We start from the raw sequence: 21,852 nt of genomic DNA, 5'->3' as shown, positions 1-21,852 counted from the left end.
AGTTCGCTATTGTTTCATAAAAAATGCAAAAACGTACACGATTAATTGAGTGGGCTACTGACAACCGCGCCAATATGGCCTACGCCTCCTCGCCTATACTGCTTTTCGAGCATCTTGGAGCCCGCCATGACGGTATCTGCCACTGTTACTGCCGACCTTGCCGATCTCACCCGTCTGTTTGCTGGCTATCTGCGTTTCTATCAAGTGCCGCGCGACGAGGCGGAGATTGCCGCCTTCCTTGGTCTGCGCCTGCAGCGCGGGGATTCGCAGTTGTTCATCGCCCGGAGCGAGCAGGGCGCCGCACAGGGGTTCGTGCAGCTCTATCCCTTTCATTCTTCGTTGGCGCTGGAACCGGCTTGGTTGCTCAGCGATCTATATGTCGATGAAAGCGCGCGCCGCTTGGGCGTTGGCGAGGCGCTGATGAATGCCGCCCGCGCGCATGCCGAGGCGACCGGCGCCTGCGGTCTGCAACTGGAAACGGCGAGGACCAATCTGGCCGGCCAGCGCCTTTACGAGCGTCTTGGCTACGTGCGTGACGAGCAGTTCTTCACCTACTGGTTGTCGCTACGCGGCTGACCTTCCCAATCCTGTGAACGAGTGAGGTAGTACATGGACCATCTGGTACTGACGGTGATTGCCGAGGACCAACCGGGTCTGGTCGAGCGTCTGGCCGGCTGCGTGGCTAATCATGGGGGCAACTGGCTGGAAAGCCGCATGGCGCGCATGGCCGGGCAGTTCGCCGGAATCGTGCGCGTGGATGTGCCGGCCGAGGCGCACGGCGGTCTGATCAAGGACCTGGAAGCGCTGAGCGCCCAGGGCATCCGCGTGCAGCTGGCGGCCAGCGGTAGCGAGCCGGGTGGGCGTTTCACCTCGATTCGTCTGGAGCTGGTGGGCAACGACCGTCCCGGTATTGTCCGCGACATCACCCGCGTGCTGGCCGAGCAGGGCGTCAACCTGGAGAGCCTGCTGACCGAAGTGGCGCCGGCGCCGATGAGCGGCGAACTGCTGTTCACCGCCGAAGCGCTGCTGGCCGTGCCGGAGACGCTGCCCCTGGAGCAGTTGCAGGCGCGTCTGGAGACCCTGGCCGACGATCTGATGGTGGAGCTGAACCTGCGCGCCGAGGATTGATATCCCCGGTATAGGTGGATCAGCCTGTGGATAAACTGGGGAGCCCCGGCGCACAGCTTAGTGCCCCGGGGTTTTTCATTGGCTGGCTAAAAGTTCAACAGGATCAATGTCTTGTGCACAAATGCCGGGGATGGATCTGTGGATAAGCCGGGGGTGAAAGACGCCGCCCCAAGGCTGGCGCGGCCTGGCGGTGGATGGATATTTTTTGTTCAGTGAAAGAGAAGCCGGTGCGCGCAGCGCACCCTACGAGGATGCTCGGCGCGGAATCGTAGGGTGCGCCGTGCGCACCGCCGGGTTAACCGTTCGAGCGCTTGCGCAGGTTCAGCCAGATATCCAGGCTGTATACAAAAAGCCCGGCCCAGATGCAGGCGAACGCCAGCAGGGTGCTCGGCGAGAAGTGTTCATCGAACAGCAGGATGGCCTGCAGCAGTACCAGGGTCGGAGCCAGGTATTGCAGGAAGCCCAACGTGGTGTAGGGCAGATGCCGCGCCGCGGCGTTGAAGCACACTAGCGGCACCAGGGTGATCGGCCCGGCGGCGGCCAGCCATAGTGCTTCGCTACTGGTCCAGAAACTTGCCTGGCTGCTCATCGCCGCAGGGTGCAGAGCCAGCCAGGCCAGCGCCACCGGCACCAGCAGCCAGGTTTCCACCACCAGCCCGGGCAGTGCCGCCACGGGCGCCTGCTTGCGAATCAATCCATAGAAACCGAAGGTCAGCGCCAGCACCAGCGACACCCAGGGCAGGCTGCCGACCTGCCATAGCTGCTGCAGCACGCCCAGCGCGGCCAAGGCGACGGCCAGCCACTGCAGGCGGCGCAGGCGCTCGCCGAGAATCAGCAGGCCGAGCAACACGTTGATCAACGGGTTGATGTAGTAGCCCAGGCTGGCCTCGATCATGCGGTCATTGTTTACCGCCCACACGTACACCAGCCAGTTGGTCGCGATCAGCAGGCCGCAGCCGGCCAGCACTGCCAGGCGTTTGGGATTGTCGCGCAGCTCGCGCCACCAGCCAGGGTGCTTCCAGACGAGCAGCAACAGGCCACCGAACAGCGCGGACCAGAGCACGCGGTGCACGATGATTTCCATCGCCGGGACGCTTTGCAGGGCTTTGAAGTAGAGCGGGAACAGGCCCCAGATGATGTAGGCGGTAAGGCCCAGAACGTACCCGCGTTGCGGGTTGGCGGTAGCCATCGAGAATCCTTGGTTAGGCAGCTAACGGTTGCCGCGAAATTCTAGCGCTCTGTCCGCCGCCTTGTCTGTTCGTTCAGCTTTTTCCGTATACCAAAGCGCCGGCAAAGTCGTAAGGCAAACTTTACGCGGCGTGCGCAACTGTATTGGTCATACGGGGGGGGCGCGGTCGCTGGTAACCCTTATGCAATCCGGAGCCCTGGGATGGAACCGAAAGCATCGCGGTTGAAGCCGCTCCTACGGGGCCGGTGAACACCTGTAGGAGCGGCTGGGCGGCATTCCGCTTCAGCCGCAAAAGCTTCAGTGCGCAGCCCGGATGCAATCCGGGAACTGCGGTCCCGGATGTCATCGGCTCAGAACAGTCGCAGCGGCTCTTCATCCAGAGCTGCCATCTGTTCGCGCAGGGCGAGAATCTGATCGCCCCAGTAGCGCTCGCCGGCAAACCAGGGGAAGGCCAGGGGGAATGCCGGGTCGTCCCAGCGGCGGGCGATCCAGGCACTGTGATGCATCAGACGCAGGGCGCGCAGGCCCTCGATCAGTGGCAACTCGCGGGCGGCGAAGTCATGGAATTCCTGATAACCGTCGACCAGTTCGGCCAACTGACCAAGGCGCTCATGACGCTCGCCGGCCAGCATCATCCACAGATCCTGCACCGCCGGGCCCATGCGGCAGTCGTCGAGGTCGACGACATGGAAGGCGTCGTCGCGGTGTAACAGGTTGCCTGGGTGGCAGTCGCCGTGCAGGCGAATCGGCGTGTAGCGCACGCGGGCGAACAGTTCATCGAGGCGGGCGAGCAGATCGCGCGCTACCGACTCGTAGGCGGGCAGCAGGCTGCGCGGCACGAAGCCGCCGTCGAGCAGGGAGGCCAGGGCCGCATGGCCGAAGTTGTCCACCGCCAGGGTTTCGCGATGAGCGAAAGGACGGCTGGCACCGATGGCGTGCATGCGTCCGAGCAACTGGCCGAGGCGGTACAGTTGCTCGAGGTTGCCCGGCTCGGGTGCGCGACCGCCCCGGCGCGGGAACAGGGCGAAACGGAAGCCACCGTGCTCGAATAGTGTCTCGCCATCGCGCTCCAGGGGCGCTACCACCGGGACCTCATGCTCGGCCAGCTCGGCGCTGAAACTGTGCTCCTCGCGGATCGCCGCATCGCTCCAGCGGTCCGGGCGATAGAACTTGGCGATCAGCGGCGTTTCGTCCTCGATACCGACTTGATAGACGCGGTTCTCGTAGCTGTTGAGTGCCAATACGCGGGCGTCGCTGAGGTAGCCAAGACTCTCCACGGCATCGAGCACCAGATCCGGGGTGAGGGTGGAAAAAGGATGGCTCATGAGCGGCTCCGCGTGAGTGGGCGCCCAGTCTACCGGCTTGCGCTAAACCTAGGGCGGGTGTAACCCGCCGTTGGCGTTATTAGTCTTGCAGTAAGGCGGGGGCAACCCGCCGCTGAAATGACTGGCGGGGTGCACCCGCCCTACAGCTGCGTGCCGAGCAGCACCTGACTGGCGGCGAACTGCGCGCGCACCGGATCGCCGACGCGCAGGCCCAGCTCGGCCAGGCGAACGGATTCGAGCAGGGCACACAGGGTCTGACCATTAGGCAGGCCGATGCGCACGTCGCTGGGGCCATCGCTGGCCGGCAGAATCTGTTCGATACGGCCTTCGAGTGCGTTGTGCTGTTCTGCACGGGGAGCCTGTAGTGGCTGCAATTCCAGCCAGCCAGCCTTGATCAGCGCGACCACGCTGCTGCCTTCGCTCAGCTGCAGGTTTTCCGTACTGTCATGGGTGATCTGCGCCTGCAGGCGGCTGCCGCCTGGTAGTTCTATGTCGATCAGATCGTTGTGCCCGTGGGCGTGAATCGCGCGCACGCGGCCGGTCAGTTGGTTGCGCGCGCTGGTGCGCAGCATCAGGCGGCCGAGCAGCTCCAGGTCGGCGTCGTCACCGGCGGCCTGCAGCAGTTGCACCTGCAGCGCCTGCAGGCGTTGTTGCAGTGCCAGCAGGCGCTCGCCTGCTGGCGTCAGGCGTGCGCCACCGCCACCTTTGCCGCCGACATTGCGGCTGACCAGGGGCTGCTCGGACAGGTTGTTCAGCTCATCGATGGCGTCCCAGGCGGCCTTGTAGCTCAGCCCGGCGGCCTTGGCGGCGCGGGTGATGGAGCCTTGTTCGGCAATCTGCTCGAGCAGCGCCAGGCGTTTCGGGCGGCGGCTGAGCAATTGGGCGATGGAATCGAGCTGCGACATGGTTCAGGCGTGGCCAGGGAGAATGCTGGGCACGGTGCGTGACTGCGCCTGGCGCGTCAAGTCAGCCATCGCCCGGCCGTGGCGTGCGTGCCAGGCAATACACATCGACGCGCAGGGCGCCGGCGCGACGCAGCAGGTGGGCGAGCACCCCCGCCGTGGCGCCGGTGGTGAGCACATCGTCGACCAGCGCCAGATGAGCGCCGGCGACCTTGGCTTGCAGTTCCAGACTGAAGGCCTGACGCAGATTGCGCTTGCGCGTTGCGGCATCCAACCCTTGCTGTGCGGGTGTATCGACGCGGCGCTGGAGCCATTCATGTTGCACCGGCAGGTGCAGGCTGGCGCCCAGCCAGTCGGCGAGCATCTGTGCCTGATTGAAGCCGCGTCGTCGCTGGCGCTTGCGGGCCAGCGGCACCGGCAGTAGCGCCTGTGGTCGTGGCAGGCCTTCGTCATAGGCATGGCTAAGGTGTTCGGCCAGCAGTTCGGCGAGCAGACGACCGTGCGGCCATTGCGCCTGGTGCTTGAAGCGGGTGATCAGGTTGTCGACGGGAAAGGCATAGCGCCAGGGCGCTTCCACGCGGCTGAAACTCGGTGGTTTCGATTGGCAGGCGCCGCAGATCATGCCGTGTGCCGGCAATGGCACCGCACAGATCTGACATTGCGCCCCGAGCCAGGGCAGTTCGGATTCGCAAGCCGTGCAGATGCTGTGCGTGGGGTGATCGGTGGCTTCGTCGCAGAGCTGGCAATGGCGGCGTTGGCGTAACCAGGCAAGGCGTTGCAGAACGGTGAGATCAAACGGAGGCATGGCGGCTCGTCCATGAGCAGTGGTGCCTGAAGTTTAGTCAGCGTCAGCGGATGAGCCAGCCCATTACGATCAGACCGAGAAACAGCCAGATCACCCCGCCGATGATCGAGCCGCGCAACAGTGAACGAGCGCCGCTGAACAGAAACAGCAGGCCGATGATCAGCAGGATGATGCTGAAAATCGACACGTCCATGCCAATGGCCCTGGCCATACCCTGGAGAAAGTCGTCGATGGCGTCGGCCATGGCGCCCAGCACGCCGGACAGCATATCGACGATGAAACGGATGGCACGGCCCAGCGCTTCGCCGAGTCCTTCGAAAAAACCTTCTACTTGCATGCAGAACATCCTGTTGGAGGGGTAACAGGCTGTTGAAAAACTACCTGCGTTGCCATTGCTGCGTTAAAAACAGCCTCAAAATGCTCATTTACAGCTCGTAAACTCCGCTTTTTCGCCTGTTTTTGCCTTGCACTGGCTGCCTCGGCTCGGGCTTCCTGCTCCGCTCTACCTCCTGCATCCATGCAGTCGTCGCCTACGTTTTTCAGCGGCCTGGTAAGCATTTGGCCTTGTGCCATGACATAAGTTCTATTGATCAATAATTGATCACATGTAAACCTGTGTCTTTGTTGTGGTTGACAGCATCCAATCGCCACTTATGATGGCCAAAGCCCGAATGCCCCGTGTGGGCCTGACAACAGATGCCACCAAGCGTCGAAGGACTTCTCAGATGAGCGCAACCGCTGCAATCACCACCCGCCACGACTGGAGCCTCGCCGAGGTTCGCACGCTGTTCGAGCAGCCGTTCAACGACCTGCTGTTCCAGGCGCAGACGGTGCACCGCGCGCACTTCGACGCCAACCGCGTGCAGGTCTCCACCCTGCTGTCGATCAAGACCGGCGCCTGCCCGGAAGACTGCAAGTACTGCCCGCAGTCCGGCCACTACAACACCGGCCTGGACAAGGAAAAGCTGATGGAGGTGGAGAAGGTGCTCAAGGCCGCCGCCGAGGCCAAGGCCATCGGCTCCACGCGCTTCTGCATGGGCGCGGCGTGGAAGCATCCGTCGGCCAAGGACATGCCCTACGTGCTGGAAATGGTCAAAGGGGTGAAAAAGCTCGGCCTGGAAACCTGCATGACCCTCGGTCGCCTCGACCAGGAGCAGACCCAGGCGCTGGCCGAAGCAGGGCTGGACTACTACAACCACAACCTCGATACCTCGCCGGAGTTCTACGGCAACATCATCACCACCCGCACCTACGGCGAACGCCTGCAGACCCTGGCCTACGTGCGCGAGGCGGGGATGAAGATCTGTTCCGGCGGCATCCTCGGCATGGGCGAGTCGGTGGACGATCGCGCAGGGCTCTTGATCCAACTGGCGAATCTGCCGGAGCACCCGGAAAGCGTGCCGATCAACATGCTGGTCAAGGTCAAGGGCACGCCGCTGGCCGAGGAGAAGGACGTCGATCCGTTCGACTTCATCCGTACCCTGGCCGTGGCGCGAATCATGATGCCCAGGTCCCACGTGCGTTTGTCCGCCGGCCGCGAGCAGATGAACGAGCAGATGCAGGCCCTGGCCTTCATGGCCGGCGCCAACTCGATCTTCTACGGCGAGAAGCTGCTGACCACCGCCAACCCGCAGGCGGACAAGGACATGGCCCTGTTCAAGCGCCTTGGCATCAAACCCGAAGAGCGCGAAGAGCATGCCGATGAGGTGCACCAGGCGGCCATCGAGCAGGCGCTGGTCGAGCAGCGCGATTCCAAGCTGTTCTACAACGCCGCGTCGGCCTGATTCCTTTTATGTAGGAGCGAGCTCTGCTCGCGAATGACCTCCTGCCCTGGTTTTTCGCTCGCGACGCTCGCTCCTACGGGAAACGTGCATGAGTTTCGATCTCGCTAGCCGCCTGGCCGAGCGTCAGGCCGCCGATCTGTTCCGCCAACGCCCGCTGTTGCAGACCCCGCAGGGGCCGCAGGTGCGCGCGGACGATCAGGAGCTGCTGGCCTTCTGTTCCAACGACTATCTCGGCCTGGCCAACCACCCTGAAGTGATCCGCGCCATGCAGCAGGGCGCGGAAAAATGGGGCGTCGGTGGTGGCGCTTCGCATCTGGTTATCGGCCACAGCACGCCGCACCATGAACTTGAAGAAGCACTGGCCGAGTTCACCGGCAGGCCGCGTGCGTTGCTGTTCTCTACCGGTTACATGGCCAATCTGGCGGTCGTCACCGCCTTGCTCGGGCAGGGCGACAGCGTGCTGCAGGACCGTCTCAACCACGCCTCGCTACTTGATGCCGGCCTGCTCTGCGGCGCGCGTTTTTCTCGCTACCTGCACAACGATGCAGTGAGCCTGGCCAACCGCCTGCGCAAGGCTACAGGCAACTGTCTGGTGGTCACCGATGGCGTGTTCAGCATGGACGGTGACCTGGCCGATCTACCTGCATTGTGTGCCGAGGCGCGCGCCACGCAGGCCTGGGTGATGGTCGACGATGCCCATGGCTTCGGCCCGCTGGGCGTCACCGGCGGCGGTATCGTCGAGCACTTCGGTCTGGGCCAGGATGACGTGCAGGTGCTGGTCGGCACCCTGGGCAAGGCCTTTGGTACCGCCGGCGCCTTCGTCGCCGGCAGCGAGGAACTGATCGAGACCCTGATCCAGTTCGCCCGCCCTTACATCTACACCACCAGTCAGCCGCCAGCGGTGGCCTGCGCCACGCTGCAGAGCCTGGAACTGCTGCGCAGTGAACACTGGCGTCGGGAGCATCTGAACCGACTGATCGCACGCTTTCGTCAGGGCGCCGCCGAAATCGGCCTGAGCCTGATGGACAGTCCCACGCCGATTCAGCCGATTCTGGTGGGCGACAGCGCGCGGGCGCTGAAACTCTCGTCCCTGCTCAAGGATCGCGGCCTGCTGGTGGGCGCCATCCGCCCGCCGACCGTGCCTGCTGGCAGTGCCCGCTTGCGCGTGACGCTGTCCGCTGCGCACAGCGATGCGCAGCTTGAGCTGCTGCTCGAAGCGCTTGCCGAGTGCTGGCCGCAGGTGCAGAGCGATGCGTGAGACGCTGATTCTATTGCCGGGCTGGGGTCTGGACGGCGCCTTGCTGCAGCCGCTGGCCAAGGCGCTGGGTGGCGATATGCAGGTGCAGGTGCCGGCCTTGCCGCGCCTGAGCAGTGCGGCGGCGGCCGATTGGCTCGACGAGCTGGATACGCGTTTGCCACATGATTGCTGGCTGGCCGGCTGGTCGCTCGGCGGCATGCTGGCCGCTGCCCTGGCGGCACGGCGCGGCGAGCGTTGCCGTGGCCTGATCACCCTGGCCAGTAACGCCTGTTTCGTCGCCAGCGCTGCCTGGCCGACGGCAATGCCGGCGCAGACTTACGCAGCCTTTTATGAGGGCTGCCAGGAGAACGCCGGCGCTACCCTCAAGCGTTTCGCCATGCTCTGTGCCCAAGGTTGCGCCGACACGCGCGGTCTGTCACGACAGCTGCAGAACCATCTGGCGCCCAGCGACGAGCCATCCTTGCTGGCCGGGCTGCGTCTGTTGGCGAGTCTGGACAATCGCGCGGCGCTGGCAGCTTTCACCGGGCCGCAATTGCACCTGCTGGCCGAGCAGGATGCGCTGGTGCCTGCAGCGGCTGGTGACGCGCTGCTGGCGCTGTTGCCAACGGGTGAGGTGGACGTGCTGGAAGCTTGTGGTCACGCCTTCGTACTTGACCAGGCGGATGCTCTGGCGGCCTTGATGCTCGATTTCATCTGCGAGGCCAACGATGTCTGAGCTGCGTGGGGTAAGTGGTACGGACCCGCTCTACCAATCCCTTGCTGCGCACGATGCACCCTACGGTGATGCGGCGTTGCCGGACAAACGTCAGGTCGCGGCATCCTTTTCCCGCGCGGCGGAAAGTTACGATGCAGTGGCCGAGCTGCAACGCAATGTTGGCACGCAACTGTTGGCGCGGTTGCCGACCTCGCTGCGGCCACGTCGTTGGCTGGACCTGGGTTGCGGCACAGGTTATTTCACCCGAGCCCTGGCCGAGCGTTATGCACAAGGCGAAGGGCTGGCTGTGGATATCGCCGAGGGCATGCTGCGCCACGCCCGCCCGCAGGGCGGTGCTGCACATTTCATCGCTGGCGATGCCGAGGCTCTGCCGCTGCAGAGCGACAGCGTCGACCTGTTGTTCTCCAGCCTGGCGCTGCAATGGTGTGCCGACTTCCCGCGTGTGCTGAGCGAAGCGCAGCGGGTGTTGCGCCCCGGTGGTGTGCTGGCGTTCTCCAGCCTGTGCGTCGGTACCCTGCAGGAGCTGCGTGACAGTTGGCTGGCGGTCGATGGTTTCGTCCACGTCAATCGTTTTCGCCGCTTCGAGGATTACCAGCAGCTGTGCGCGGCAAGCGGCCTGCAGCCGCTGACGCTACAGCGTCAGGCCGAGGTGCTGCATTTCCCGGATCTGCGCAGCCTGACCACCTCACTCAAGGACCTCGGCGCGCACAACCTCAATCCGGGGCGACCGGGCGGATTGACCGGGCGCTCACGCATTCGTGCGCTGATCGAGGCTTACGAGCGTTTTCGTCAACCTCAAGGACTGCCGGCGACCTACCAGGTGGTGTACGGCGTGCTGCAGAAACCTTCATAGGAGCGAGCCTCGCTCGCCAACACGCTTCGCGAGCAAAGCTCGCTCCCACGGGAAGATCAGATGACCCAAGCCTACTTCGTCACCGGAACGGATACCGAAATCGGCAAGACCACTATTGCCGCTGGTCTGCTCCATGCGGCGCGCCAGCAGGGTCTGAGCACCGTAGCGGCCAAGCCGGTCGCTTCCGGTTGCATGCGAACCGCCGATGGGCTGCGCAACGACGACGCGCTGGCTTTGCTCGCCCAGTGTTCGTTGCCGCTGCGCTATGAAGAGGTCAACCCGCTGGCCTTCGAGCCGGCCATTGCCCCGCACCTGGCGGCACGCGAAGTGGGCGTCAAACTGGATGTCGCCAGTCTGCTGCCGCCAGTACGGGCGATCCTGGCCAAGGGCGCGGACTTCTCTCTGGTGGAGGGCGCAGGCGGCTGGCGCGTACCGCTGGCCGGCGAGGAAAACCTGTCAGACCTGGCGATGGCGCTGGGCATTCCGGTGATTCTGGTGGTGGGTGTGCGCCTGGGTTGCATCAACCATGCATTGCTCAGTGCCGAAGCCATCGAGCGGGACGGGCTCAGGCTGGCCGGCTGGGTGGCCAATATCGTCGAGCCGAAGACCTCACGCCTGGAAGACAATCTCGCCACCCTCAGCGAGCGGCTGCCAGCACCCTGTCTGGGGCGTGTGCCGCACCTGGGCAAAGCGACGGCCGCGGCGGTGGCGCAGCACCTCAATCTCGAGTTGTTGGCAGACTGGTAATAAACAGTAAAGTGACCATAGCCTTTTGCCTGTACGTTTTTTAGCCGTTTTCTGCTTCAATACACGCCATTAGGTTCTATATCCCTCAGGGGGCTGCCGATGGAAATCTCCGCCAACGCATTCAATTCGGGTTTGAACGGTATTCAGGCCGGGCAACGCCGTGTCGAGCAGGCAGCCGGTGATATCGCCAGCAACACCATCAACCCTTCTCAGCAGACCACGCAGACTCCGCCGCAGAATCAGGTCAACCCGAGCTCGCAGGTTGCCGAGCGTAGCCGTCCCGACCTGACCGAAAGCCTCGTTGCACTGCGTGTCGGTGAAAACGAAGTGCGCGCCAATGCGCGCGTCGTCGACACGGCTGACGAGGTGCTGGGCACCCTGATCGATACCCGCGCTTAAATCGTCTCACCGCGGCCGCGCGGATGCGGCCAGCGGAGGGGCAGGAGGGCGCTCATGCAGATCGGCAGTAGCCTGCCACCATTCACTCCCGCGCCGTCCGCCAGTTCGGCGAGACCGCTGTCGTCCGATGTTTCCCCTGATATTGCCCGTGCCGACCAGGCGCCCGTCGCCGCGCCACAGGAGCAACAGGCCGACTCCGCTGCTTCCGGCCGAGAGGAGGCGGATCGCGATACCAATTCATCGACACCTGCAGGCGAGGCCGAGCCAAGCCCCCAGGAGCAGCGCCAGCAGCAGCTGGAAATCGCCGATCTCGTGCAGCGTGACCGCGAGGTGCGCACCCACGAGCAGGCGCACGCGGCCGTGGGTGGGCAATACGCCGGTGCGCCCACCTACAGCTTCAAGCGCGGCCCTGATGGGCAGCGTTACGCCGTTTCCGGCGAAGTCAGCATCGATACCGCTCCCATCCCCAATGATCCCGAAGCGACGTTGCGCAAGATGGAAATCGTCCTGCGCGCAGCACTCGCACCCATCGAACCTTCCCCGCAGGACCTGCGTGTAGCTGCTCTGGCTCAGGCGCAGGCGGCGCAGGCGCGCGTCGAACTAGCCGAGCAGCGGCGAGAGGAAGCCACCAACGCCGTCGAGCAGCGCAAGGCACGTGAAGAAGCCAGACAAGCGGATGAGCAGCCCGCCGAGCAGTCGCAGCAGGCTTTGCCGCCAGCGCCTAATCTTGATCTGTATCGGCGTCTGGGTGAGTTGCCAGCGCCGGAGCCTCGCATCGATCTGGTCGCGTAGCCGGCCGATTGGCAGCGCTTGACAAGGGGTTGGCGTAAACGTATGTTTCAAACGCCTGTTTGATTGCTTCGGCCGCAGCCTCGTGGCCAGGCAGCCGGGAGTGATCCCGAGAGCGACCGCCAAGACGGTCACCCCAACTACTAGGAATCCACCGCAGAGGTTTACCGTTATGCCTGACTACAAGGCCCCCTTGCGTGACATTCGTTTCGTTCGTGACGAGCTGCTGGGCTATGAAGCGCACTACCAGAGCCTGCCTGGCTGCCAGGACGCCACTCCGGACATGGTCGACGCCATCCTCGAAGAAGGCGCCAAGTTCTGCGAGCAGGTGCTGTCGCCGTTGAACCGTGTGGGTGACACCGAGGGCTGCACCTGGAGCGAATCCGGCGTGAAAACCCCGACCGGCTTCAAAGAGGCCTATCAGCAGTTCGTCGAAGGCGGCTGGCCGAGCCTGGCGCATGACGTCGAGCACGGCGGCCAGGGTCTGCCGGAATCCCTCGGTCTGGCCATCAGCGAGATGGTCGGCTCGGCCAACTGGTCCTGGGGCATGTACCCGGGCCTGAGCCATGGTGCGATGAACACCATCGGTGCTCACGGTACCGACGAGCAGAAGCACACCTACCTGACCAAGCTGGTTTCCGGCGAGTGGACCGGCACCATGTGCCTGACCGAGCCGCATTGCGGCACCGACCTGGGCATGCTGCGCACCAAGGCCGAACCGCAGGCCGACGGCAGCTACAAGGTTTCCGGCACCAAGATCTTCATTTCCGCTGGTGAGCACGACATGGCCGATAACATCGTCCATATCGTTCTGGCCCGCCTGCCCGATGCACCGGCCGGTACCAAAGGTATCTCGCTGTTCATCGTGCCGAAGTTCCTGCCCAATGCCGAAGGCGGCGTAGGCGAGCGCAACGCCGTTTCCTGCGGTTCCATCGAGCACAAGATGGGCATCCACGGTAACGCCACCTGCGTGATGAACTTCGACGGCGCCACCGGCTACCTGATCGGCCCGGCCAACAAAGGCCTGAACTGCATGTTCACCTTCATGAACACCGCTCGTCTGGGTACCGCGCTGCAAGGCCTGGCCCATGCCGAAGTCGGCTTCCAGGGTGGCATCAAGTACGCTCGCGAGCGTTTGCAGATGCGTTCGCTGACTGGCCCGAAAGCGCCGGAAAAAGCCGCTGACCCGATCATCGTGCATCCGGACGTACGCCGCATGCTGCTGACCATGAAGGCGTTCGCCGAAGGCAACCGCGCCATGGTCTACTTCACCGCCAAGCAGGTGGACATCGTTCAGCACAGCCAGAACGAAGAAGAGAAGAAGGCCGCCGACGAACTGCTGGCCTTCCTGACTCCGATCGCCAAGGCATTCATGACCGAAGTGGGCTTCGAAGCCGCTTCCCACGGCATGCAGATCTACGGCGGCCATGGCTTCATCAGCGAGTGGGGCATGGAGCAGAACCTGCGCGACTGCCGCATCTCCATGATGTACGAAGGCACCACCGGCGTTCAGGCGCTCGACCTGCTGGGCCGCAAGGTGCTGATGACTCAGGGCGGCGCCCTGAAGAACTTCACCAAGATCGTGCACAAGTTCTGCCAGGCCAACGAAGGCAACGATTCCGTCAAGGAATTCGTCGAACCTCTGGCCAAGCTGAACAAGGAGTGGGGCGACATCACCATGAAGATCGGCATGGCCGCGATGAAAGATCGCGAGGAAGTCGGTGCCGCCTCCGTGGACTACCTGATGTACTCCGGCTACGCCTGCCTGGCCTACTTCTGGGCCGACATGGCGCGTCTGGCTGCCGAGAAGCTGGCTGCCGGTACTGATGACGAGGCTTTCTACAAAGCCAAGCTGCAGACCGCTCGCTTCTACTTCGCGCGCATCCTGCCGCGTACCCGCACGCATGTCGAAGCCATGCTGTCGGGCGCCAGCAACCTGATGGAAATGGATGAAGAGCACTTCGCGCTCGGCTTCTAAGACCTGATCGGTTGAACCACAACGCCGCCCCCTGGGGCGGCGTTGTCGTTTTTGCGCCGGGTACTGAAGGGAATGTCGCATCCTGTCGCTGTTTTCAACAGGCGAAGCAGGCAGAATGCCTTCATCTCTCGCCCAGGATGTCAGCGTGATCCGTCCGGCCAATTTGCGCCTCAGTCACTTCTTCTCGTCGCTGCCTTTGCTGGCCGGTGGGATAGTGGCTGCTCTGCTGCCAGGGCTGAGCGAGTTCTTCATCTCCCTGTTCAATGTATTGCCGACGCTGCTGTTGTTGCTCGGCGGTGCGTTCTGTCTGGTCTATGGCCGTCAGCGCGAGGTGTTTCTGCTGCTGGCGCTGTATGTCGGCTACTTCCTGCTGGATATCCAGGTCGATCACTTCCGTGACAATGGCCAGATACGCGACGATGCGGCTCTGGTCTTCCATATGATCTGTCTGTTGCTACCGCTGCTCTATGCCCTCTACGGCTGCTGGGAGGAGCGCTCGCACCTGGCGCAGGACATGCTCGCCCGCGCCCTGGTGCTGCTGGCGGTCAGCGCGGTGGCCTTTGGTCTGGCGCGCCGTTATCCACAGGGTATCGCCGACTGGCTGGCACAGATTCACTGGCCGTCGCTGCATGGTGCCTGGATGAACCTGGCGCAACTGGTCTATCTGGCGTTCCTGCTCGCTTTCATCGCTCTGTCAGTGCAGTACCTGCGCAAGCCCAGGCCGCTGCACGCGGCGCAATTGGTGGGGCTGTGCGGTCTGCTGTGGATGTTGCCGCAGGTGTTCATCCTGGCCAACGCGTTGCAGGTGATGATCAGCATGGTGATGCTCATGCTGGTGGCTGCCGTGGCGCACGAGGCCTACCAGATGGCCTTCCGCGACGAACTCACCGGGCTGCCGGGCCGGCGGGCGCTCAACGAGCGCCTGCAGCGCCTGGGGCGTGACTATGTGATCGCCATGGTCGACGTCGATCACTTCAAGAAATTCAACGATACCCACGGCCATGATGTCGGTGATCAGGTGTTGCGTCTGGTCGCCGGTCAGTTGCGCAAGGTTGGCGGTGGCGGCAAGGCCTACCGCTATGGCGGTGAGGAGTTCACCTTGCTGTTTCCCGGCAAGAGCGTGGAGCAATCCCTACCGCACATCGAGGCAGTGCGTATGGCCATCGAGCAGTACCGCATGCAACTGCGCGATCCGCAAAACCGCCCGCGTGATGACCGTGAAGGCAAGCAGCGCCGGGCTGGCAAGGCCGCCAGCGAGGTGTCGGTGACCGTGAGCATGGGCGTCGCCGAACGTCAGGCCGAGCAACGCACGCCGCAGGAAGTGATCAAGGAGGCGGACAAGGCGCTGTACAGCGCCAAGGCCGCCGGGCGCAATTGCATCCGTAGCGTCGGCCAGCGTCGCGGGGCTGTGAAGCTGGCCTCCGGGCGCGAATAGCTGCGCTGGCAGACGAGCGGTCAGCAGAGGTTTTCCTTGGCCTCAGTCAATCAGATAGTTAGTGACTGGATGTGAATTACTGGTCACAACAAGACCCTATGTCTCTATAAAGTTGTTCAAGTAAACTCGGCCCTCTCACGTAAGTCCGTTTTCGAGGATGTGTCATGGCCGATTACAAAGCCCCCCTGCGCGACATGCGCTTCGTGCTCAATGAAGTATTCGAAGTCTCCAAGCTCTGGGCCGAGCTGCCGGCCCTGGCCGAGGTGGTCGATGCCGATACCGCCAGTGCCATCCTGGAAGAAGCTGGCAAAGTCACCGCCGGCAGCATCGCCCCGCTGAACCGTAGCGGTGACGAAGAAGGCTGCTCCTGGGACAACGGCGCGGTGAAAACCCCGGCCGGTTTCCCCGAAGCCTACCAGACTTACGCCGAGGGTGGCTGGGTCGGTGTCGGCGGTTCGCCGGAGTTCGGCGGCATGGGCATGCCCAAGGTGATCGGCGCCCAGGTCGAGGAGATGGTCAACTCGGCCAACCTGTCCTTCGGCCTGTACCCGATGCTCACCGCCGGCGCCTGCCTGTCGATCCTCAACCACGCCAGCGAAGAGCTGAAGGCGCAGTACCTGCCGAACATGTACGCCGGCGTCTGGGCCGGTTCCATGTGCCTGACCGAACCGCATGCCGGCACCGACCTGGGCATCATTCGCACCAAGGCCGAGCCCCAGGCCGACGGCAGCTACAAGATCAGCGGTACCAAGATCTTCATCACCGGTGGCGAGCACGACCTGACCGAGAACATCATCCACCTGGTGCTGGCCAAGCTGCCGGACGCGCCGGCGGGCCCGAAAGGCATTTCGCTGTTCATCGTGCCCAAGGTCATGGTCAACGCCGACGGCTCGCTGGGCGAGAAGAACGCCTTGGGCTGCGGCTCCATCGAGCACAAGATGGGCATCAAGGCCTCGGCCACCTGCGTGATGAACTTTGACGGCGCCACCGGCTACCTGGTCGGCGAGGTGAACAAGGGCCTTAACGCCATGTTCACCATGATGAACTACGAGCGCCTGGGCGTTGGCATCCAGGGCCTGGCCCTGGGCGAGCGCAGCTACCAGAGCGCCATCGAATACGCCCGCGAGCGCATCCAGAGTCGCGCGCCGACCGGCCCGGTGGCCAAAGACAAAGCCGCCGACCCGATCATCGTGCATCCGGACGTGCGCCGCATGCTGCTGACCATGAAGGCGCTGAACGAGGGTGGTCGCGCCTTCTCCAGCTACGTCGCCATGCAGCTCGATACCGCCAAGTACAGTGAGGACAAGGACACCGCCAAGCGCGCCGACGAGCTGGTGGCGCTGCTGACGCCGGTAGCCAAGGCCTTCCTCACCGACATGGCGCTGGAAACCACCGTGCATGGCCAGCAGATCTTCGGCGGCCACGGCTTCATCCGTGAGTGGGGCCAGGAGCAGCTGGTGCGTGACTGCCGCATCACCCAGATCTACGAAGGCACCAACGGCATCCAGTCGCTGGACCTGATGGGGCGCAAGATCGTTGGCAGCGGCGGCAGCTTCTACAAGCACCTGGCCGACGAGATCAAGGCCTTCGTCGCTTCGGCCGATGCCAATCTCGACGAGTTCACCAAGCCGCTGGCGGCGGCCGTGCAGAACCTCGACGAGCTGACCGCCTGGGTGCTGGATCGTGCCAAGGGCAACCCCAACGAGATCGGTGCGGCCTCGGTGGAGTACCTGCATGTGTTCGGCTACACCGCCTATGCCTACATGTGGGCCTTGATGGCGCGTGCCGCGCTGGGCAAGGAAGGGCAGGACGAGTTCTACGCCAGCAAGCTGGGTACCGCGCGCTTCTATTTCGCCCGCTTGCTGCCGCGCATTCACTCGCTGAGTACGTCGATCAAGGCCGGTAGCGAGTCGCTGTATCTGTTGGATGCTGCGCAGTTCTGATCCTGTGTGGTGCGTACGCAAGCCCCGGCCTGAGTGCCGGGGCTTGTGCATTTACAGGGTCAGAAAATCTCGTACGGGAACTCGATGATCAGGCGAAACTGATCTGAGGACACGTCGGACTTGCCGTTGCCGATACGGTGGGTGGCCTGACGCAACTTGAAGGACAGGTCCTTGGCCGGGCCACTCTGCACCACATAGCCCACGGCGAGATCACGTTCCCAGTGGTCTTCGCTGTCAGCGTAATAGGCGTAGGGGCTGCTCGGATCCATCTTGCTGCCATCGACGTCGGTACCACGGATGTAGCGGGCGTGGAAGGTCAGACCGGGCACGCCATAGCTGGCCATGTTGAGGTCGTAGAACAGACCCCAGGAGCGTTCGTTCGGGCCGTTGAAATCCACCAGTTGCGAGGAGTTGGCCAGGTAGATGGAATCATGGAAAGTGCCTGGCCCCATGCCCAGGTAGTCGAATGGCTGGTCGCCATTGATGCGTTGGTGGGTAACCTTGAAGGTGTGCGCGCCGACGGTGTAAGCAGCGGCGAACGACCAGGCGGTGACGCCGATCTCGCCGGCCAGCTTGCGACCTTCGTCATTCGAGCGATAGATGTTGAAGTCGAAGTTCAGGCTCTGATCGTCACTCAGCGAGTAGGTGTAGTTGGTGTTGGCGTAGTACTGACGCCAGATGTCCTTGTACTCCGAGCCATAGAGGCTGACGCTGAGGTTGTCGGTGATTGCGTAGTTGCCGCCGACGAAGTCCACGGTATCCGTGCTGACGCCAGCGTAGGATGCGTAGAAATCATCGTCGTTGTTTGTGCTGTTGAAGTCCTTGGAGGCGGTCATGTGTCCGGCTTCGAGGTCCAGGCCTGCCCACTCTGAACTGGTCAGCCAGAATCCGGTAGCGGTGCCCGGAACCAGGCGCGCATCGGCCGGTGCGAAAACCGGGTTGTAAGGACGCAGGTTGTTGCCATAACGCAGTTCGGTGTTGGACAGACGCATCTTCACCGAGGCGCCGGCAGAGCCTGCTGCGTCCTTGGTGCCTTCGCCATCCGGTACCAGTACGCCCGCCTGTCCAGAGTATCCACGACCACCATCGAGCTTGATCGCCGAATAGGCGCTCAGGTCGACGCCGAAGCCAAGGGTGCCCTGGGTATAGCCGGAGGTGTAGTCGAGGCGAAAACCTTGGCCCCATTCGCGCCGGTCATCAGCACCGCCATGGCGATCGTGATTCCAGTAGAGGTTGCGGGTCATGAACTTCAGGTGGCTGTCTTCGATGAAACCCTGGCTTTCGGCCTGACTGGCCAAGGCCAGTGGTGCCCCCGTTGCGGTGCTGATGGCCAGGGCCAGTAGTGTTTTTCTGCGAAATGACATGGCTTGCTCTCCGTATGTTTTTAGACATCGTTGGCGGCAGAGAAAGGGGTGTCGCGTCCTCCCTTGGTTGGCGAGAGTGTTGAAAGGGCCGATGTGCTGGCCGTGAAGCAGCGAATCCCCCGAGTTCGCATTCGGCGAACCCGGGGGAGGGTACGGAGGTGAGGGGGGAGGTAATGGGTGAGAGCGACGGTCAGCGGTCAGATACCGACGCGATGGCGCATTGGCATCGTGTGGGCGTCGCTTTTGGCGTCCCGCAGTTCTTCTGGTGCTCAGCCTCTGCGCATTCGGCTAACGTAGAGTAGCGATGGCTGATCACTTTCCAGTGTGAGGCGCCCCTGCTCGTTCTCCAGCAGCACACCACTGTGTGCTGCCAGCACCTGCTGACCGCCCTCTGGCAGTTGATAGTGCAGAGCTTCGGGCGCGGCATTCCACAGCAGCAAAATCTCGGCATCGTTCTGCAGCGCCTGTTCGCCCTGCCACTCAAGCAACTGCAACTCATGCTTCCAGACGCCGCGTCGCGTCATCAGGTTGAGATCGGTGATCGGGCCGTCCAGCAGATGGGCGCTGATCGCTTCTTCACCGCCGAACACGGCTATGGCGCCACCGCTGAGCAGCATTTCGCGCTGCCCGTCGGCGCGTTGCAGGCACACGCCGTTACCGGCGAGCACGGCCAAGCTGCGGTCGATGCCCGGGAAGCTGGAAAAGGCACCATCCACCGCCACCTGCGCAGTGCTGATGCGCCAGGCGAAATCCTCCAGGCCGGCATCCGCTGGCGAAATAGCCAATTCCACGGTGGAGCCGCCACCGTTCTTCCAGGGCATTGCGCGGGCAGTTGTGGGGTCGAGCAGGGTGCAGGGCATGATCTCTCCAAATGTATATACATAAAGGCTAGGCGACAAACGGTTCCGATCACAGGGTCGGCGAAGATGTCTCCAAATAGAGGCCGGTAACGCTCTATTCAGGGTATCAAGCCGTCTTGCCAGGTCTTGTGATCATAAGGTCAGGCCGTTGCTGACAGCTTGACGCCGATTCGATCCACTCATATTGTATATACAAAACAAGCCGGGAGAATCCCATGCCGATGCATTCCACCTCGAAACAGCTCTGGCGCGATGTGCAGGTCTTCGATGGCCTGGCGCAGCTGGACGAGGCGATGAACGTACTGGTCGAGGACGGTCGCATTGCCGGTCTTTGGCCGTCACGCACCTTCGACGAGGCGCTGGCTCAGGGTGCAGTCGAAGCTGGGCGTGGCGGCGTGATGACCCCAGGCCTGGTCGATTGCCACACCCATCTGGTTTATGCCGGCAACCGCGCTGGAGAGTTCGAGCAGCGCCTGGAAGGCGTCAGCTACGAAACCATCGCCCGCAACGGCGGCGGCATCCTCAGCAGCGTGCGCGCCACTCGCGCGGCCAGCGAGGACGAGCTGATCGCCGCCAGCCTGCCGCGCCTCGATGCGCTGCTGGCCGATGGCGTGACCACGGTGGAGATCAAGTCCGGTTACGGCCTGACCGTCGAAAGTGAGTTGAAGATGCTGCGCGTGGCCCGTCGCCTCGGCCAGCTGCGCCCGGTGCGCGTGCTCACCACGCTGCTCGGCGCCCACGCGCTGCCGCCGGAATACGCCGGCCGCGCCGACGACTACGTAAGCCTGGTCTGCGACGAGATGATTCCGGCCGCCGCAGCGGAAGGCCTGGCCGATGCGGTGGACGTGTTCTGCGAAGGCATCGGCTTTTCCCCGGCGCAGTGCGAACGTATCTACCAGGCCGCTCAGGCCCATGGTCTGGCGATCAAGGCCCATGCCGAGCAGCTGTCCAATCTGGGCGGCAGCGCCCTGGCCGCACGTTACGGTGCGCTGTCTGTCGACCATATCGAATACCTGGATGAGGCCGGCGTGCGCGCCATGGCCGAGGCCGGCACCGTCGCTGTTCTGCTGCCCGGCGCCTTCCACGTGCTCCGCGAAACCCAGCTGCCGCCCATCGAACTGCTGCGCCAGTACGGCGTACCGATGGCCGTGGCCAGCGACGCCAACCCCGGCACCTCGCCGATCTGCATGCCCACGCTGATGGCCAACCTGGCCTGCACCCTGTTTCGCCTGACCCCGCGCGAAGCCCTGGCCGGCATGACCGCCCATGGCGCCCGCGCCCTCGGCCTGCCCGACCTCGGCCGCATCGCGGTCGGCGCGCCAGCGGATCTGTGCCTGTGGGATATCCAGCAACCGGCCGAACTGGCCTACGCGGTGCAGGCCGGGCGCCTGCGTCAGCGCGTTTTCAACGGAGCCATTACTCATGCTCGCTGATCGTCACAGCATGGCTGCCTGGAGCGGTCGTACCGACCCGGAAACCGACAGCGCGCGCTGGCACCAGCGCATCCGCGCACTCGCCGAAGACAGCCAGCCGGGCCTGGCCCTGCTGGGGTTCGCCTGCGACGAGGGCGTGCGCCGCAACCATGGCCGCGTCGGTGCTGCCGCTGCGCCGCAAAGCGTACGAAAGGCGCTGGCCAACCTGGCCTGGCATCGTCAGGCACCGGCCTATGACGCCGGTGACGTGACCTGCGAAGACGGCGACCTGGAAGCGGCGCAGGCCCGCCTCGGTCGTAACGTCTGCGCGCTGCTGGATGTCGGCCATCTGCCGCTGGTAATCGGTGGCGGTCATGAAGTGGCCTTCGGCAGTTGGTCGGGCCTGGCCGAGCATCTGTCTGGCAATCCTGCCCCTCGTATCGGCATCATCAATTTCGACGCCCATTTCGACCTGCGCGACCCGGCCCATGTGCATTCCTCCGGCACACCCTTCGCGCAGATCGCCGAGCAGTGTGCCGCACGCGGCTGGCCGTTCCGCTACGCCTGCCTGGGCGTCAGCCGCGCCAGCAACACCCGCGCGCTGTTCGCTCGTGCGGCCGAGCTGAACGTGCTGGTGCGCGAGGATCACCAGATTCGCGAGTCGACCCTGGAGAGCATCGGCGCCGAGCTGGACGCCTTCGCCGCCGAGTGCGACGCGCTCTATCTGACCATCGACATCGACGTGCTGCCGGCCTGCGAGGCGCCGGGCGTCAGCGCGCCAGCAGCCCGTGGCGTGCGCCTTGAGCTGCTGGAGCCGCTGCTCGAACGGCTCAAGGCCAGCGGCAAGCTGCGCCTGGCAGACCTGGCCGAGATCAACCCCGACTACGACATCGACAACCGCACCGCCAAGGTGGCGGCGCGGCTGATTCATCTGCTCAGCCTCTGAGCTCGACGCTTTCCCGCACA

21 protein-coding genes are annotated in these 21,852 nt (G+C 63.7%); 14 read left to right on the top strand and 7 right to left on the bottom strand.

Annotated elements, in window-relative coordinates; genetic code table 11:
• Positions 1 to 126 precede the first annotated feature (126 nt).
• On the top strand, positions 127 to 576 hold the full coding sequence (locus tag BLS08_RS23265; protein ID WP_017675780.1) for a GNAT family N-acetyltransferase: 450 nt from the start codon (positions 127 to 129) through the stop codon (positions 574 to 576).
• 33 nt (positions 577 to 609) lie between these two features.
• Complete coding sequence (locus BLS08_RS23260; RefSeq protein ID WP_017675779.1) at positions 610 to 1,128, top strand: glycine cleavage system transcriptional repressor; 519 nt, start codon at positions 610 to 612, stop codon at positions 1,126 to 1,128.
• 295 nt (positions 1,129 to 1,423) lie between these two features.
• Here the strand turns inward: BLS08_RS23260 and rarD are convergent, their stop codons facing one another.
• The 5 genes from rarD to BLS08_RS23235 all read right to left on the bottom strand — a co-directional run bounded on the left by rarD (position 1,424) and on the right by BLS08_RS23235 (position 5,686).
• A complete protein-coding gene (gene rarD / locus BLS08_RS23255; RefSeq protein WP_017675778.1) occupies positions 1,424 to 2,317 on the bottom strand; it encodes an EamA family transporter RarD in 894 nt (297 codons plus the stop codon).
• Positions 2,318 to 2,667: 350 nt separating this feature from the next.
• Positions 2,668 to 3,642, bottom strand: a complete 975-nt coding sequence (locus BLS08_RS23250) for a serine/threonine protein kinase (protein ID WP_017675777.1) — start codon at positions 3,640 to 3,642, stop codon at positions 2,668 to 2,670.
• A gap of 140 nt (positions 3,643 to 3,782) precedes the next feature.
• Positions 3,783 to 4,547 (bottom strand): TOBE domain-containing protein, encoded by a 765-nt coding sequence (locus BLS08_RS23245; RefSeq protein WP_017675776.1) that lies wholly within the window; start codon positions 4,545 to 4,547, stop codon positions 3,783 to 3,785.
• A gap of 61 nt (positions 4,548 to 4,608) precedes the next feature.
• A complete protein-coding gene (locus BLS08_RS23240; RefSeq protein WP_017675775.1) occupies positions 4,609 to 5,349 on the bottom strand; it encodes a ComF family protein in 741 nt (246 codons plus the stop codon).
• A 43-nt stretch (positions 5,350 to 5,392) separates the two neighbouring features.
• On the bottom strand, positions 5,393 to 5,686 hold the full coding sequence (locus BLS08_RS23235; protein ID WP_017675774.1) for a hypothetical protein: 294 nt from the start codon (positions 5,684 to 5,686) through the stop codon (positions 5,393 to 5,395).
• Positions 5,687 to 6,074: 388 nt separating this feature from the next.
• Here BLS08_RS23235 and bioB point away from each other — a divergent pair, with 388 nt between their 5' ends.
• From bioB to BLS08_RS23180, 10 genes are all read left to right on the top strand, one after another.
• Positions 6,075 to 7,133, top strand: coding sequence for a biotin synthase BioB (gene bioB, locus BLS08_RS23225; RefSeq protein WP_017675773.1), 1,059 nt, complete (start codon positions 6,075 to 6,077; stop codon positions 7,131 to 7,133).
• A gap of 88 nt (positions 7,134 to 7,221) precedes the next feature.
• Positions 7,222 to 8,391, top strand: coding sequence for an 8-amino-7-oxononanoate synthase (bioF, locus tag BLS08_RS23220; RefSeq protein ID WP_017675772.1), 1,170 nt, complete (start codon positions 7,222 to 7,224; stop codon positions 8,389 to 8,391).
• On the top strand, positions 8,384 to 9,106 hold the full coding sequence (locus BLS08_RS23215; RefSeq protein ID WP_017675771.1) for an alpha/beta fold hydrolase: 723 nt from the start codon (positions 8,384 to 8,386) through the stop codon (positions 9,104 to 9,106). Before bioF ends, BLS08_RS23215 begins: the two co-directional genes overlap by 8 nt.
• Complete coding sequence (gene bioC / locus BLS08_RS23210; RefSeq protein ID WP_017675770.1) at positions 9,099 to 9,959, top strand: malonyl-ACP O-methyltransferase BioC; 861 nt, start codon at positions 9,099 to 9,101, stop codon at positions 9,957 to 9,959. Before BLS08_RS23215 ends, bioC begins: the two co-directional genes overlap by 8 nt.
• A 60-nt stretch (positions 9,960 to 10,019) precedes the next feature.
• Complete coding sequence (gene bioD, locus BLS08_RS23205) at positions 10,020 to 10,706, top strand: dethiobiotin synthase (protein WP_017675769.1); 687 nt, start codon at positions 10,020 to 10,022, stop codon at positions 10,704 to 10,706.
• Between the two features lie 99 nt (positions 10,707 to 10,805).
• A complete protein-coding gene (locus tag BLS08_RS23200; protein WP_017675768.1) occupies positions 10,806 to 11,105 on the top strand; it encodes a hypothetical protein in 300 nt (99 codons plus the stop codon).
• A 54-nt stretch (positions 11,106 to 11,159) separates the two neighbouring features.
• Complete coding sequence (locus BLS08_RS23195; protein ID WP_017675767.1) at positions 11,160 to 11,897, top strand: putative metalloprotease CJM1_0395 family protein; 738 nt, start codon at positions 11,160 to 11,162, stop codon at positions 11,895 to 11,897.
• 169 nt (positions 11,898 to 12,066) lie between these two features.
• Positions 12,067 to 13,872 (top strand): phenylacyl-CoA dehydrogenase, encoded by a 1,806-nt coding sequence (locus BLS08_RS23190; protein ID WP_017675766.1) that lies wholly within the window; start codon positions 12,067 to 12,069, stop codon positions 13,870 to 13,872.
• A 115-nt stretch (positions 13,873 to 13,987) separates the two neighbouring features.
• On the top strand, positions 13,988 to 15,307 hold the full coding sequence (locus BLS08_RS23185; protein WP_186351544.1) for a GGDEF domain-containing protein: 1,320 nt from the start codon (positions 13,988 to 13,990) through the stop codon (positions 15,305 to 15,307).
• Positions 15,308 to 15,471: 164 nt separating this feature from the next.
• Positions 15,472 to 17,250 carry an acyl-CoA dehydrogenase C-terminal domain-containing protein gene (locus BLS08_RS23180; RefSeq protein ID WP_017675764.1) on the top strand — a complete coding sequence of 593 codons (1,779 nt, stop codon included), beginning with the start codon at positions 15,472 to 15,474 and terminating at the stop codon, positions 17,248 to 17,250.
• Positions 17,251 to 17,309: 59 nt separating this feature from the next.
• Here BLS08_RS23180 and BLS08_RS23175 read toward each other — a convergent pair whose 3' ends face one another.
• On the bottom strand, positions 17,310 to 18,614 hold the full coding sequence (locus BLS08_RS23175) for an OprD family porin (protein ID WP_017675763.1): 1,305 nt from the start codon (positions 18,612 to 18,614) through the stop codon (positions 17,310 to 17,312).
• 269 nt (positions 18,615 to 18,883) lie between these two features.
• Entirely contained in the window at positions 18,884 to 19,474 is a 591-nt protein-coding gene (locus BLS08_RS23170; protein WP_017675762.1) for a HutD/Ves family protein, read from the bottom strand.
• A gap of 215 nt (positions 19,475 to 19,689) precedes the next feature.
• Between BLS08_RS23170 and hutI the strand changes: the two genes are divergently transcribed.
• Both hutI and hutG read left to right on the top strand, forming a co-directional pair.
• Positions 19,690 to 20,907 (top strand): imidazolonepropionase, encoded by a 1,218-nt coding sequence (gene hutI, locus BLS08_RS23165; protein WP_017675761.1) that lies wholly within the window; start codon positions 19,690 to 19,692, stop codon positions 20,905 to 20,907.
• Complete coding sequence (gene hutG / locus BLS08_RS23160; RefSeq protein ID WP_017675760.1) at positions 20,897 to 21,832, top strand: formimidoylglutamase; 936 nt, start codon at positions 20,897 to 20,899, stop codon at positions 21,830 to 21,832. The genes hutI and hutG overlap by 11 nt, the downstream gene beginning before the upstream one ends.
• Positions 21,833 to 21,852 lie beyond the last annotated feature (20 nt).

This window comes from Ectopseudomonas chengduensis (assembly GCF_900102635.1).
Lineage (GTDB): Bacteria > Pseudomonadota > Gammaproteobacteria > Pseudomonadales > Pseudomonadaceae > Aquipseudomonas > Aquipseudomonas chengduensis.
The sequence above is the reverse complement of the archived record's forward strand: the minus strand, read 5'-3'. Positions and strand labels throughout refer to the sequence as shown.

Bases quoted from the DNA above. Each gene is read 5' to 3' on its own strand.
- BLS08_RS23200 (WP_017675768.1), top strand. From the start codon at position 10,806: ATGGAAATCTCCGCCAACGCATTCAATTCGGGTTTGAACGGTATTCAG.
- bioF (WP_017675772.1), top strand. From the start codon at position 7,222: ATGAGTTTCGATCTCGCTAGCCGCCTGGCCGAGCGTCAGGCCGCCGAT.
- BLS08_RS23185 (WP_186351544.1), top strand. From the start codon at position 13,988: ATGCCTTCATCTCTCGCCCAGGATGTCAGCGTGATCCGTCCGGCCAAT.
- BLS08_RS23175 (WP_017675763.1), bottom strand. From the start codon at position 18,614: ATGTCATTTCGCAGAAAAACACTACTGGCCCTGGCCATCAGCACCGCA.
- bioB (WP_017675773.1), top strand. From the start codon at position 6,075: ATGAGCGCAACCGCTGCAATCACCACCCGCCACGACTGGAGCCTCGCC.
- hutI (WP_017675761.1), top strand. From the start codon at position 19,690: ATGCCGATGCATTCCACCTCGAAACAGCTCTGGCGCGATGTGCAGGTC.
- BLS08_RS23195 (WP_017675767.1), top strand. From the start codon at position 11,160: ATGCAGATCGGCAGTAGCCTGCCACCATTCACTCCCGCGCCGTCCGCC.
- bioD (WP_017675769.1), top strand. From the start codon at position 10,020: ATGACCCAAGCCTACTTCGTCACCGGAACGGATACCGAAATCGGCAAG.
- BLS08_RS23235 (WP_017675774.1), bottom strand. From the start codon at position 5,686: ATGCAAGTAGAAGGTTTTTTCGAAGGACTCGGCGAAGCGCTGGGCCGT.
- BLS08_RS23240 (WP_017675775.1), bottom strand. From the start codon at position 5,349: ATGCCTCCGTTTGATCTCACCGTTCTGCAACGCCTTGCCTGGTTACGC.
- BLS08_RS23245 (WP_017675776.1), bottom strand. From the start codon at position 4,547: ATGTCGCAGCTCGATTCCATCGCCCAATTGCTCAGCCGCCGCCCGAAA.
- BLS08_RS23250 (WP_017675777.1), bottom strand. From the start codon at position 3,642: ATGAGCCATCCTTTTTCCACCCTCACCCCGGATCTGGTGCTCGATGCC.
- hutG (WP_017675760.1), top strand. From the start codon at position 20,897: ATGCTCGCTGATCGTCACAGCATGGCTGCCTGGAGCGGTCGTACCGAC.
- BLS08_RS23190 (WP_017675766.1), top strand. From the start codon at position 12,067: ATGCCTGACTACAAGGCCCCCTTGCGTGACATTCGTTTCGTTCGTGAC.
- rarD (WP_017675778.1), bottom strand. From the start codon at position 2,317: ATGGCTACCGCCAACCCGCAACGCGGGTACGTTCTGGGCCTTACCGCC.
- BLS08_RS23260 (WP_017675779.1), top strand. From the start codon at position 610: ATGGACCATCTGGTACTGACGGTGATTGCCGAGGACCAACCGGGTCTG.
- BLS08_RS23180 (WP_017675764.1), top strand. From the start codon at position 15,472: ATGGCCGATTACAAAGCCCCCCTGCGCGACATGCGCTTCGTGCTCAAT.
- BLS08_RS23215 (WP_017675771.1), top strand. From the start codon at position 8,384: ATGCGTGAGACGCTGATTCTATTGCCGGGCTGGGGTCTGGACGGCGCC.
- BLS08_RS23265 (WP_017675780.1), top strand. From the start codon at position 127: ATGACGGTATCTGCCACTGTTACTGCCGACCTTGCCGATCTCACCCGT.
- BLS08_RS23170 (WP_017675762.1), bottom strand. From the start codon at position 19,474: ATGCCCTGCACCCTGCTCGACCCCACAACTGCCCGCGCAATGCCCTGG.
- bioC (WP_017675770.1), top strand. From the start codon at position 9,099: ATGTCTGAGCTGCGTGGGGTAAGTGGTACGGACCCGCTCTACCAATCC.